This is a genomic window from Fontibacillus forbon (assembly GCF_046559655.1).
Lineage (GTDB): Bacteria > Bacillota > Bacilli > Paenibacillales > Paenibacillaceae > Fontibacillus.
Genome location: NZ_JBKGFV010000005.1, coordinates 334,614 through 347,767, shown reverse-complemented (window position 1 = coordinate 347,767; position 13,154 = coordinate 334,614). Strand labels below are relative to the sequence as shown.

At 51.3% G+C, this 13,154-nt stretch carries 12 protein-coding genes; 2 read left to right on the top strand and 10 right to left on the bottom strand.

Features of this window, described 5'->3' with window-relative positions:
- The first annotated feature begins 42 nt into the window (after nucleotides 1–42).
- Both ACLB09_RS20385 and ACLB09_RS20380 read left to right on the top strand, forming a co-directional pair.
- Nucleotides 43–1,869 carry a cache domain-containing sensor histidine kinase gene (locus tag ACLB09_RS20385; protein ID WP_410771689.1) on the top strand — a complete coding sequence of 609 codons (1,827 nt, stop codon included), beginning with the start codon at nucleotides 43–45 and terminating at the stop codon, nucleotides 1,867–1,869.
- The gene (locus ACLB09_RS20380; protein WP_410771688.1) at nucleotides 1,866–3,485 is read left to right on the top strand and encodes a helix-turn-helix domain-containing protein; all 1,620 of its coding nucleotides are present in this window, start codon (nucleotides 1,866–1,868) and stop codon (nucleotides 3,483–3,485) included. The genes ACLB09_RS20385 and ACLB09_RS20380 overlap by 4 nt, the downstream gene beginning before the upstream one ends.
- An 80-nt stretch (nucleotides 3,486–3,565) precedes the next feature.
- On the opposite strand, the gene ACLB09_RS20375 is transcribed toward ACLB09_RS20380, so the two are convergent.
- From ACLB09_RS20375 to ACLB09_RS20330, 10 genes are all read right to left on the bottom strand, one after another.
- Nucleotides 3,566–4,750 (bottom strand): SGNH/GDSL hydrolase family protein, encoded by a 1,185-nt coding sequence (locus ACLB09_RS20375; protein ID WP_410771687.1) that lies wholly within the window; start codon nucleotides 4,748–4,750, stop codon nucleotides 3,566–3,568.
- Nucleotides 4,751–4,813: 63 nt separating this feature from the next.
- Nucleotides 4,814–5,563, bottom strand: coding sequence for an amino acid ABC transporter ATP-binding protein (locus tag ACLB09_RS20370; RefSeq protein WP_410771686.1), 750 nt, complete (start codon nucleotides 5,561–5,563; stop codon nucleotides 4,814–4,816).
- Between the two features lie 17 nt (nucleotides 5,564–5,580).
- Nucleotides 5,581–6,240 carry an amino acid ABC transporter permease gene (locus ACLB09_RS20365; RefSeq protein ID WP_410771685.1) on the bottom strand — a complete coding sequence of 220 codons (660 nt, stop codon included), beginning with the start codon at nucleotides 6,238–6,240 and terminating at the stop codon, nucleotides 5,581–5,583.
- Between the two features lie 105 nt (nucleotides 6,241–6,345).
- Entirely contained in the window at nucleotides 6,346–7,119 is a 774-nt protein-coding gene (locus ACLB09_RS20360) for an amino acid ABC transporter substrate-binding protein (protein ID WP_410771684.1), read from the bottom strand.
- Nucleotides 7,120–7,273: 154 nt separating this feature from the next.
- Complete coding sequence (locus tag ACLB09_RS20355; RefSeq protein WP_410771683.1) at nucleotides 7,274–8,065, bottom strand: ABC transporter permease; 792 nt, start codon at nucleotides 8,063–8,065, stop codon at nucleotides 7,274–7,276.
- A 29-nt stretch (nucleotides 8,066–8,094) separates the two neighbouring features.
- Nucleotides 8,095–8,883, bottom strand: coding sequence for an ABC transporter permease (locus ACLB09_RS20350; protein WP_410771682.1), 789 nt, complete (start codon nucleotides 8,881–8,883; stop codon nucleotides 8,095–8,097).
- Nucleotides 8,884–8,885: 2 nt separating this feature from the next.
- On the bottom strand, nucleotides 8,886–9,872 hold the full coding sequence (locus ACLB09_RS20345) for an ABC transporter ATP-binding protein (RefSeq protein ID WP_410771681.1): 987 nt from the start codon (nucleotides 9,870–9,872) through the stop codon (nucleotides 8,886–8,888).
- Between the two features lie 194 nt (nucleotides 9,873–10,066).
- Complete coding sequence (locus ACLB09_RS20340) at nucleotides 10,067–10,582, bottom strand: mismatch-specific DNA-glycosylase (protein ID WP_410771680.1); 516 nt, start codon at nucleotides 10,580–10,582, stop codon at nucleotides 10,067–10,069.
- A gap of 22 nt (nucleotides 10,583–10,604) precedes the next feature.
- A complete protein-coding gene (locus tag ACLB09_RS20335) occupies nucleotides 10,605–11,384 on the bottom strand; it encodes a YwaF family protein (RefSeq protein WP_410771679.1) in 780 nt (259 codons plus the stop codon).
- Nucleotides 11,385–11,397: 13 nt separating this feature from the next.
- On the bottom strand, nucleotides 11,398–12,978 hold the full coding sequence (locus tag ACLB09_RS20330) for a histidine kinase N-terminal 7TM domain-containing diguanylate cyclase (protein ID WP_410771678.1): 1,581 nt from the start codon (nucleotides 12,976–12,978) through the stop codon (nucleotides 11,398–11,400).
- Nucleotides 12,979–13,154 lie beyond the last annotated feature (176 nt).

Sequence of the window (13,154 nt, the reverse complement as noted above, 5' to 3'; positions counted from 1 at the left end):
GGTGATCACTAAGGTGTAAAATATTGATCGGATGTGGCTTTGATGAAATGGAATGCATGGAACAACCTTCGTACCAAAATGATCGTGTTTATGCTGTTGCCGATTGTCGTTTGTACCGTCGCTGCGATAACCGTCAGCTATTCTCATACAACGACGTCTCTTAGAACGCGTGCAATTGAAGATAGCCATAATTTGCTTTATCAAGGCTCACGCAATATCGACAGCCTGCTGCAGGAAGTTAACCGCGTCTCTCTTAGTGTGTACTCGGATTCAGAATTTTACAGATTGCTTGACGCCGGATATGACGACATTTCCGCCAATATCGCGATTTATTCTTCCCTAAACTACATTTACACGGCGATACCGGACATTTACCAGGTCTACCTGTACGGCGTTAAAGACAATAAGTCCACACTTATCACTCAGGATACCCCCAAACGTTGGCAGGATCCGGCTCCCTACCCGATTTCAGCGGTGCCCGAGAACAATCCGCTGCAGATCCAGACCACTCATGAAAGCCATCATTACGGGCTTACAGCACCAATCCAGCAAGCGACCACCGAGCAGGTGATCACGCTGCATCGCCGGATTGAGAAAATCCCGACCAGCCGCGTGCTGGGGTATTTATCGATCGACGTCAAACTGTCTGCTCTCTTCGGGATCGTTGACCAGCTTTACGACCGGGACCAAGAGAATTTGTACATCATCGATTCGTCGGGCAACGCCGTGTATGCGGAAAATGAGCAGCTTATCGGAAAACCGCTGAAAGCGGACTGGTTCGCCAAGCAAACCGCGGGATCAGATCATGATCAGGGGGCCTTTGAACAGGATGGCTCGGTCTTTATTTATCAGCGGATTCAAAGCTCCGGAGCGGATTGGATGCTGGTGAAGCAGATTCCTGTTTCCTACCTCCATAGCGAAGCCAATCAGGCCGCAGGAATCAATGCCGCTTTGTTTGGCCTAGCCCTGCTTATCATCATCGCCGCAATCGTGCTGATCTCGATCCGGATTACATCTCCGATCAAGCGGCTTTCGTTATATATGAATCAGGTGCAAACCGGTAACCTCCAAGTCGATATCGCTCCCGCAGGGAACGACGAGATCGGCGTATTGACGGAACGGTTCCGGGATATGATGGACACCATCAACAACCTGATCCTAAGGGAATACAAGCTGGAATTATCGAGCAAAAACAATCAGCTCCGGGCATTGCAGGCACAGATCAACCCTCATTTTCTGAACAACACCCTGCAGATTATCGGCACGCTCGCGTTGGAACTGAAAGTTCCGCAAATTTATACCTTGATCTCTTCCCTGGCGAAAATGATGCGCTATAGCATGAATAACGACGACGGGAACGTTACACTAAAAGACGAGCTTGAGCACGTCAAAGCCTATATCGAGTTGCAAAAAGAACGCTTCGAAAACCGGTTTTCGTTCCACTATGACATTGATGACTCACTTCTTCAGGTTCATATGCCGAAAATGATTTTACAGCCTATTATGGAAAATTTCTTTAAACACGGGATAAGCCTCTCCAGATCGGACGGATGGATTTCCCTTACCGCCACGAGGGACGATGAGAATAACATGTCGATTATCGTGCAGAACAACGGAGCGCATATCCCGGATGACAAATTGAAACGCCTGCATAACAGCTTGAGCCTGTCGGGCGCGGAACAAGTGAGGCCCGGGGAAGATGCACATACCGGCGAGCGCCATTCGATCGGACTGGGCAATGTTCTGACCCGTCTTCGCCTGGTGTACGGCGAAGAGGCTGAAATGATCGTAGCTAATTTGAAACCGGCCGGAGTCCGGATCACATTGAAATTCAAGGTTCAAGACGAGAGCGGAATGGAGGAAACATGAGAGCATTAATCGTTGACGATGAGGCCAGAGTCAGGAAGGCGGTACGGTTACTGGTCGACTGGCAGGGACATGGCATTGAGGAAATTGAAGAAGCCGGAAGCGGCAAAGAGGCGATCGAGGTTATCAAAAATTTCAAGCCCGCTATAGTCATCATGGATATGATGATGTCGTCCGGCCATGGAATGGAACTTATGGCCTGGGTAAGCGAACATGCTCCAAGCTTGAAATTTATCGTGATCAGCGGACACAATGATTTTGAATTCGTACGCAGCGCGGTGCGCCATGGAGGCATTGACTATATCCTGAAACCGATTGAGCCCGAAGCCATCAATGCGGCCGTAGCCAAGGCCGTTGGCCAGTGGCAGAGCGAGGAACGGGAACGGAGGGAACAGCAGCAAAAAAGCATCCGGTTGAATGAAATCAGACCCGTATACGGAGAAAAACTGCTCTCCTCGCTGATAGACGATCCCGGCTCGGCCGAATCGGCCATGAGACGGCTGCATGCGGAAGGCGTCATTCCCGATACGGCGGACCAGGGCCGCCTTCTGCTCGTCCAGATTGACTCCGGAGACGCCGCATTATTGCGAAGGTTCGGCAATGACAGCGAATTACTGCATTTCTCGCTCATCAATATATGCAATGAATTTCTCCTCCCTGAAGGAATGGGGGTTGCCTTCAAATACTGGGGAGCTCCGATGGAAATCGTGATCCTCATGTGGAAACAGTTTGATCGTGCGCCGGAATTAATCGCACGGATTAACGAAGGACTGTTTCATACCCTGCAGCGCCGGGTACATGCCGGATTCGGGTCTGCCGGTCCACTTCCACAGAGCCTGCCTGCGCAATATGCCGAGGCGGATCATGCCATCCGCCGGCGGAATTTGCTGCAGCCCGACCTATATGTCCATAGTGCCAAATCCGGCCCGCAAGATGCGGGAGAAGGTCCGGTGCTTTCTTTCTCTAATGTCCAGGAGGAATGGAAAACAGCGATTCTGAGCGGAGATTCGGGACAGATCGCCTCGGCAGCCCGGCATTGGATCGATGCGTTGTGCCGCTCCGGGTACGTGTCTTCCGAAATGCTTCAGTCCTGGAAGAACGACATTCTGTCTTTCCGTCTAGCCTTGCTGCGCGAAGCGCTGGGGCAGGATGCCGGCAGCCCCGTCACGGATTCGGAGCTGGATGACTCCGGCCAAGCATTGCCACGGACCAACAGCTACGCCTTCTCCCCTTCCGCCTGGCGCGAATGGGCTGAGCGTTTAATGACCCGCCTTGCCGGAGATATTTCGGGGCGACGTTCCCGGGAAAACCGGCTGATCGGGGAGATTATTACTTATATCGAACATCATTACCGGTCCGAATTATCCTTGCAGGATATCGCCAGCCATTTCTATGTTAGTCGCGAGTATGTCTCCCGTAAGTTCAAACAAGAATTCGGCATCAATTTCTCGGATTATCTGACGAACTACCGGATCGACAAATCCAAAGTGCTGATGTTGAATCCCGACCTCAAAGTGCAGCAGATAGCCGAGATGGTCGGATTCAACGATGTTAAGTATTTCAGCAAAGTGTTCAAGAAACAGGAAGGGATGTCCCCTCGGGAATACCGGAACAAGTAAACGGATATGCGAAGAGACCGGAGGCTCCGCCTCCGGTCTCTTCGTCTTTCCAAGCCGCTACTTGCGATAGCGGCGATAACCTATTCCAAATACCACTTCAAAAAAGCTTCCGACACGGCTGCTCCCGCCAGGCCGTTCGGATGGGGATCGAACTCCGAACTCATGTATTCCGGCCGGAGCCGGTGTTCTTCCGGTGCCGGCTGCGACAACACGGCAGCGATATCGAAAACCCGGCTCACTCCGGCGGGCGGAGATGTCCGCAGCGTTTCATTGACCAAGCGCCATGTAGATTCCCGATCTCCGGTAAAGTTAAACGGAGGAACCGTGAACAAGATAATGTCGACCGCACTATTGTTCTCTTTGAGTAGCGATACGATCGTCGACAGGTCCCCCAACAGCTCCTCCGCACTCCGTTCGCCGATGTCGATATCATTAACGCCGAGTGCGATCAGAACCTGGTCCCCCTGCTTGGCCTTATTCAACCATGCGCCGTTACCCGAGGCGTCGTAGGCTCTCGCCCATCCGGATCCGATATTCCATATGTCATAATCGGCGCCGAGCCCGTCGGCAATTCTTGCGACCCAATATTGATAGCCGTCCTTTGCGGTTCTTACCCCTTGAGTGATCGAATCGCCAAAAAACACCATGCGTTGCCGGGTTCCTTGTTTCTTATAGCCGATCCAGGCAGGCATGACCAGCAAGTTCTCCGAAGGGACGAAGGAATCCCCTTCCGCCTCGTCCGCATGCTTGCCTTGGGCATCATAAGCGGTCACCAGCATCTGCTCCGTGTTGTAAGGAACCGATCTGCCCGAGCCCGACGCAATCGTCCAGGTAAAGGCGAGATCATGATTCTGCGGCAAATCGATCTCCACGGGATCGCTCCAGAACGTCTCCCCCGGACGTACCAGCCGGGTCAGACTACCTCCGAAAGTAACGGAAACCCGGGATGGAGCGGACACGCTGCCGTCCCGTCCGGTTCCTCCGTCGGCCGCAAAGGCGGCCTCAATCAGCCAGTTCCCGCCAAACTGACCGCCCTTGGCGACTGCACCTTTGTCCCATGTCGAGTCAACGGCATTGCTGAACCAGAAACGAAGTTGAATCTTCCCTTGTTCCCGAAGCCGGACATAGGTCCTGTATGTATGGGTGAACGCCTCGTCACGTTCCATAATAAAGTTGGCCGCGGTGGACACCACGGTAGCGGTGGCATACTCCTTCTTCGCGTCCATTCCGTTCATTTGTTTGTCATGCGGTCTTTGCTGTTCCATATTGACTCTCCTCATCCTGTTTGATTCTCCTCGAACCATTGTACAAAAAAACCGGGGCTGCGGCTACAGCACCCGGTTCAAAAATAATTTGGTCCGCTCATGCTGCGGACTGCCGAACAGTTGCTCCGGAGTTCCCGATTCGATGAACTCGCCGTCCGCCATGAACATGACCCGATCGGCCACCTCCCGGGCAAAGCCCATTTCATGGGTTACGACGACCATCGTCATCCGCTCCTCGGCAAGCTGCCGCATCACCTGCAGGACCTCGCCGGTCAGTTCCGGATCGAGCGCCGACGTCGGCTCGTCAAAGAGCAGGATTTCCGGGCTCATCATCAGCGCCCGGGCGATGGCTACCCGTTGCTTCTGCCCGCCGGACAAATTGGAAGGATACGCCTCTCCCTTATCCTGAAGTCCTACCTTCTCAAGCAGCCCGGAAGCCTTGCGGGCGATCTCCGCGGCAGGAAGCTGCTTAACCAGCTTCGGAGCGAGCTCCAGATTGGCTCTTACCGTCAAATGCGGGAACAGGTTAAAATGCTGGAACACCATGCCCATCCGGGATGTGATCTCCCTGATTTTCGCCCCGGACGGATAAACGCCGTCACGGACCAGATCCTTGTCCCCGATCACGATGCTGCCCCCGTTCACCTCTTCGAGATGAGCCAGACTGCGCAGCATCGTGCTTTTTCCGGAACCGGAGGGACCGATTACCGCGACAACCTCGCTTGGAGCAACGCGTAAGGACACATTCTTCAACACCTCGAGCGTTCCAAACGATTTCCGCAAATTCGTAACTTCAATAATGGTTTTATCCATAACTCATCCTTATTCCTTTAGTCAAATTTGAATTTCCGCTCCAACAGTTTAAAAAACAAAGTCAACACTAACGTCATCAACAAGTAAATAACGCCGGCTACAACAAAAGGCATAATCGTGAAATCCCGGTTGACGGCGGTTTGGGCGAAATGCAGCAGTTCGGGAACCGCGACCGCGTACAACAATGCCGTATCCTTCACCAGAGTAATCGCCTCGTTAGAGACCGCCGGAAGCGCGATGCGGAACATCTGCGGCAAAATAATCCGGGTCATCGTATGCCAGCGCCCGAGTCCAAGCACCTGCGCCGCTTCATACTGACCTTTGTCGATGGCCAACAGCCCGCCGCGGAAAATTTCGGCGAAGTAGGCGGCGTAATTCAAAGTGAACGCAAGGCACGCCGCCGCAAACCGATCCATCACGAGATACTCTCCGATGACGGGAATGACCGGCAGACCGAAGCAAAAGAACAGCATTTGCAGCAACAGCGGCGTTCCGCGCATGACATAAATATAGGCGTTTGCAATCCAGGCCAGCGGCTTTACCGCGCTCTTGACCATTAAAGTGAACACAAAACCGAGAGGAATGGAGGTCACGATCGCCAGAAAAAACAGCACGACCGTCGTTCTTGCTCCTTCCAGCATCGGCCCCGTAATATTCAGGAAATATTCCAGACTCATAAATTACGCTCCTTCTATGAAAATTAAAAACCGGATTAGATAGCAATCCGGTTTTTAAAGCATCCGTCCCGTTACTGTTCTTTGAATCCGCAAATGTAACGTAAACTACTTCAGCACCTTATCTTCGCCAAACCATTTTTCCGAAATTTGTGCCGCCGTTCCATCCTGCCCCAGTTCGTCCAAAGCTTTCTGCAGTTTGTTCAGCAACTCTTCCTTGCCCTTCTTGACGCCGATTCCATATTCCTCAGGGGCAAGCGACTCATCAAGCAATTTGAAGGTTCCGGCCTCTTTGGACATATAGTAGCGGGCCACGACTTCATCGATCACGACCGCATCGAGCCTCTTGGTCTTCAAATCGCTTAAAGCCAGAACATTATCCGGGAATTCCGAGACTTCCTTAATCTCGCCTTTAATCGGGTTGCCATTCAATGCATCCGCCGCTGAGGAAAGCGATTGGAGGCCAACGACTTTACCGGCAAGTTCACTGATCTCGGAAATTGGCGAATCGGCCAAAGTAACGATGACTTGGCTGTTTTTCAAATAGGGTTTCGTAAACAACACTTTTCCCTTACGTTCATCGGTAATCGTGTATCCGTTCCAGATCAGGTCAATCCGCCCGCTGTTCAGCTCGGACTCCTTTGCGGACCAGTCGATCGGCTGGAAAGTAACCTCCATGCCCATCTTCTCGGCCGCTGCCTTCGCGTAGTCAATGTCAAACCCTACGATCTCATTGTTCTCATCGCGGAAACCCATAGGAGCGAATTTGTCGTCAATGCCAATCACCAGTTTATTATCGTCCTTGCCGGAGCTAGAACATCCTGCCAAGGCTATTAGCATCATACCCAATACCAAAATTAAAATTGCACTCTTTCTCTTCATCTGATATTCTCCCCCATCCATTTGACAAAAGCTCCAAACGCTTTAGTTCGTTAATACGTTATCAGACTCTCATGATAACATACTACCAGAATAGAGTCGAGAGAAATGAAAGGTTTCCAGAAAGTGAGCTTAAATAGCCACAATTCGATTCGAATTAATTGCCGGTACCCGTGAAAGAGCGGAGCCCTCTTTTCCAGAACAAATAGGCGATAGCCACGCTGAGGATGGCGACAACCGGAGTCCAGACCGCGGTATGACGGTAACCCGAATCTTCAAGGAACCAGGCTGCCGGGTAAAAGGCCGTAAATCCGTACGGAATAATAAATGTGAGTACAAAGCGAATCCCCTTGCCAAAAATATTCATAGGATAGCGGGCGAAATCGCTAGTTTGCTGCACCGCATACATGACAGGCAAACTATCAACCATCCAGAACGATAACGTGGCAAAAAACAAATTGACCGCCATATAGATTGCCCCGCTAGAGATAATCATCACGATCAGCATAATGATTTCTGCCGCACCCCATTCCAGACCAAGAGAAGGCGCCGAAGTGAACAGGACGATCAATCCGATGATAAAGCTGCCGATTCCATCCTGCTGAACCCGCTCCGCGACAACCTGGAACAACGGATTTACAGGACGGATCAATACCCGGTCAAAATTCCCCGGCCGGATGTATTGCCAGCCCAGCGTCCAGAGATTGTCGAAGAACGTATGCTCCAGAGATCTTCCGAGCATCGCAATCGCATAAATAAACAACATCTGCTGAAACGTCCAGCCGTGGATCGTATCAATGTGCCGAAACACAATCGCGATGAATAGAATCGATGTGCCTTGCGTAAAAAAAACGGAAGCGACGCCGATCAAAAAGTCAATGCGGTACTCCATCATCACTTTAATCCTTGTCTTAAAATACTGCCAATATAAACGGACGTATCGCCGCATGTCGTATTCTCCTCTCCCCTATTGCCGTACTACCCGCCAAAGATCGTAACCTTGCGGATCGCGAACGACCAGACGGTTCGCATGACCGCAATGATGCCGACGAGCCAGGCCAATTGCACGCCCAAAGCCTGAAGCGCTGCCAGCCCGGAAAGCTGTCCCGTATAGATCGACACCGGTACGAACACCATAGATTGAAACGGCATAAATCCGCTTAACACGCGCAGCCACTCCGGAAACATGGAGATCGGAACCAGAGCGCCGGTAAAGAACAGCGTAATCGCACCGCTCAGCACACGCAGCCCCCAGACATAATCCAGCCAAAACGCCATAATCCCGATAATCAGATCAAGCTGGGTCCCGATCAGGATCCCCAGCAGCGCGCTAAGGAGAAACATAGGAACGGCCTCCCACGAAGCGGGCGCGCTTACCCCGAGAAACAGATAGGCGATCAGCAGCATCGGCAGCGTCTCGCGGATCGTTCCGGATATTTTGGAACCCAAATCCAGAGCAACCAGCTTATCAAGCAAATTATAGGGACGCATCAACTCAATGGCTACGCTGCCGTCCCTCACCTGATTCGCCAGCTGAGAGCCCACTCCAGACATATAATTGTTCAGCAGCGTCGCGAGCATGGTATATGTAATCATGGCTTGCAGAGACATATCTCCGACAGTAGTTCGATTCTCAAAGACAGCATGCCAGAAGGCATAAATGATCAGCATCCGGAAGATGACCGATGCGCTGCCGGCCCAGTACCAGGCTGTGTATGCCGTATCCAGCTTGATTTGCGACTTCATCATTTCCCAATATTTGCGCATTCTTATATCCCCCGGCTATAAATATCCTGCACGATCGTCTCGATTTTGGAATCGGCGATCGTCAGATCCCGGATGCGGTACACGCGGAGCATTTCCGAGATAACATCCGCGGCCGTGATGACATGATTGCTAAACGCGACACTGACGGTTCCCGTTTCTCCCGGCGTCCATTCGGCCTTACCCTCCAGATCAGGAGGCAGTTTAAATTCTTCTTCGAGTTCCAGCTCGAAATGAATGACCCGCTTATCGCCGTAACGGTCTTTGATCGATTGAAGACTTCCGTCATACAGCACTTTACCAGCATCGATAATGATAATACGGGAGCAAATTTCCTCAATATCCTGCATGTCATGAGTAGTCAGAATGACGGTGGTTCCACGCATCCGGTTCATCTCTTTGATGAACTGACGGATTTTGGACTTGACGGCCACGTCCAAGCCGATGGTCGGTTCGTCGAGGTAAACGATGCCCGGATTATGCAGAAAGGCCGCCGCCAGTTCGCAGCGCATTTTTTGCCCCAGAGACAGTTGTCTTACCGGCGTTCCCAGAAGCGGCTCCAGTTCCAGTACTTCCGTAAACATCCGCAGGGTTTTCCGGTATTCGTCTTCCGGAATATCGTAGATGTGCCTCAGAAGATCATAAGATTCACGGACCGCGATATCCCAGAACAGCTGCGAGCGCTGACCGAAGACCGCCCCGATGTTCTTGGCGTTCCGGTTTCTATCCTTATACGGAACGATTCCGTCTACCAGGATTTCGCCTTCGGTTGGGGTCAAGATACCGCAAAGCATTTTGATCGTCGTTGATTTTCCGGCTCCGTTCGCGCCGATATAACCCACCATTTCACCGGACTCGATTTGAAAGCCGATGCCGTCCACCGCCTTTTTGGTTACGCGTTTTGGCGCGATCAAGCTCTTGAACGCTCCGGACAGCCCGGGACTCTTTTCCGTTAAGGTGTAATGCTTCGACAAACTTTTCACTTCGATCATAGATTTTCTCCTCTCCACGCCTTCGAGCAAACGTTTGCATTAAAGCAAAAAAAGCGGCTCCATTTCATTCGCTATTGAATGATGAAGCCGTGCTCTTGTTGTGTATCCGCTCATCCGAATCAGCATTCTGAGACAGATTATTGCAGAATTTTTGAATAAACGCAATGATTTTTTACGATCACACGTTCTTATTTTTAAGACGATTCTTCTGAAATGAAATTTCCGAGCTGCCGGTAGATTCCGACGATCTCCTCCATCCTCATCCGCACAAGCCCGCTGGAAGAAGGCGCCACAAAATCAAACACCCCGTCGACGACGGATTCGTTCTGAAATCCCCAATCCGCCTTGGAGTTCCCACTGTATTCCGTGTACACGCCCTTGCCGACAAAGCAAGCGACCTTGGGCCGATATTGACTGAGCTTGTTACGTAATAGTTGACGTCCTCGTTTATACTCTTCGCGGGTGATATCTTCAGCTCCACGGGTAGGGCGGGCCACGATATTCGTAAAACCGTAACCCAGCCGCAAGAGATCTCCGTCTTCCGAGGCCTCATACAGACGCGGGGTAAGTCCGGATTGGTAAAGGATCCTCCAGAAATTATTGCGGGGATTGGCGTAATGGTGTCCCGTCTCCCCCGAGCGAATGCTCGGATTGAATCCGATAAATACGATAGATAAGCCGTAATCGAGATGATCCTGTACTCCGTTCATACGCTGCGGCCTCCTGCTGTTATCAAGAAATATAGTCGCCCGGTTTCCGGGATCTTTCGTTCCTCCGGGTCTTCCGGCTTTTTACTTTATCCGTAAAGACGAAAAAAACGACATACATCATTATAAACAAAAGCAGGGCGATTCCTTCCTCGGCCAGCAAATAATAGGGATACGGCCCCAGCATATCCAGAATGGAAGGGGTATCCGGTTTATGCAGCAGAAACATATAATTCGCCCCGATGGCGTAATTCAAAAGTCCGATAGCCAGCGCCAGGCCGTTCAGAAACAGCATCGTTTTTCCGATGGATTTCCAGGTTGGCCTGTATCGTTCAATCCAGGTCATATATAAAGAAGCCAATATGATGGCTAAATGAGCAATGAAAAACTGGAAGAAACGGAAATGCGGGAAGCCGTACGCCAGATTCGGCGTAAGAATAGCTTGCAATGCCCCACCGATCCCAGCAAAAAATAGTACTTCATAGAGGCCCCGACTCCGGTTCCAGAGCATAATGATCGATAGCAGCAGCGTTATGGAGCACAGCTCAAAAGGCAGGGTATGACGGACATTCCACACCCCTTGCGCCCAATACCACGCATTGAGGCCGACTTCCGATACCAGAAGAATGCCCAGCAATCCGTATCTTACCGCCAAACGCAACCCTTTTCGTTCCCGAATCATGTTTCGTGCCCAGTATAGCCCCAGAATTATAGCGGTCAACAGCCCGATCCAGACAAGATGAGCCAGGGAAAATAACAAAAAATCCGGTGCCTGCCCGGAGGAAAAAAAAGATTCCGATTCCATTGGGGACTCCCTTCTATCGCAGAAACGACATATCCGATGCCGTACTTACCCGGTTTCTTCCGCTCTCTTTGGAACGGTAAAGCGCCCTGTCGGCTTCCATAAAGAGATCTTCCAGCGGCTGTCCCGGTGAACCGGATTCCGCAGCGCCGAAACTGGCCGTAATCCCGATCGGACCATCTTCCAACTCCAGGGAGCTGGATGAAATGTCCCGGCGGACGGTTTCAGCCAGTACAGCTGCTTCACGCAGCCCTTTTCCCGGGAGTCCAATAACGAACTCTTCGCCGCCGTATCTGCCAAACAGGCTGCCGGGGGGAAGATGCCGCTGTCCGATCGCGGTGATATGGCGGATGGCCCGGTCTCCTACGCTATGTCCGAAACGGTCGTTAATCTTTTTGAAATGGTCGATATCGAAAACGATCAACGAATACGGCTGACCGGATAGATCGGCCTCTTCAAGCTGAAGTCTGGCCGTTTCCATAAAAAAGGTCCGGTTATATATTTGAGTCAGTCCGTCGTGCGTAGCGAGAATCTGCAATTTTTCCTGCATGCGCGCTCTTTCAGTCACATCTATAACGGTGATGGTTCGCCCGACGAACCGGCCCCTGCGGTTGATCACCGGAGAAGAATGGATATGGTAGTAGCAGGGCTCCCCGCCGATATCCCAGCCGATCTCTTTTTCATCGGTCACATTGGGGTCGGGATGAAATTCGAATACAGGTTCCTCGAAATCTTCCGACAGGGTAATATCGCTCACCGGCTTGCCGATATTCGCCGTGCCCAGCCCCGGAATCATCATTGCCGCAGCCGGATTAAAATCCGCCAGCAGACCGGCCGGGTCCGCAACCAGCACGCCGTCACGCATGCTGTCGAAAATATATTCCCTTGCTACCGGGGCGACGATCATCAATCCGGAAGTCCGGATCGCCCAAATATAAAAGAAAGAGGTCACGCACATCACGATCGGCACAGGGTCCATGCCGTATGGAGTCAATTTCATCAAGTATAAAAAAGATGCGACTCCCGGGAGGACAAAGCCGATCAGAAATGCCGACATTTGGCGCCGGAGCACTCTTTTTCTCCGGTTCCAGTAACGGATCAGAAGGAAAGTGCCGACAATCAGGCAGGACACGGTATAGCTTCCGTGCACGACATACCACTCGCCCATCACGATATCCATCATGGGTCTTGGGGCATCCTGATTCAAATAAACGGCACGGTAAAACAGATGGTGCCAATCGTTCGTAGTGATCATAAACAGCGTGATGGCCGGAATGATCTGCATGAGTGCGATCTTGCCGGGCGTCACGAACTTCTCCAGCCCCACATAGTACATGACGAGAGCCAGACTGAGCGGAGCGATGAAAGGCATGCCCGCATATTCCACGTTGGCCCAGAACATGATTTCTGTCAGGTTATTGCCGGTCAACTCAAAAGCAAAGCCGAAAGCATACACCGCCGACAGTAAGGTGATCCAGAAAAACAGATTGATTCCGGAGTATTTATTCCGGTTAACAAACGCATAGATGGCCAGGAGGATGCTCAACACGCCGGACAAAGCCGCCAAAACGATAAAAATGCTAATGGTTGAATTCATCTTATGACTCCATTACCTAAAATATTAATTATATCGTAGCATAAGTGCGAACCTCAGCGGTAGAAATCATTTCTCGCCCATTCTCCCGATTGTTGATATAATAGATACAATTTCGGAAAACGTTTTCTTTACTTTCTGTAAGCAACTATCGCTATGCGGGATTATATTGCACTTTT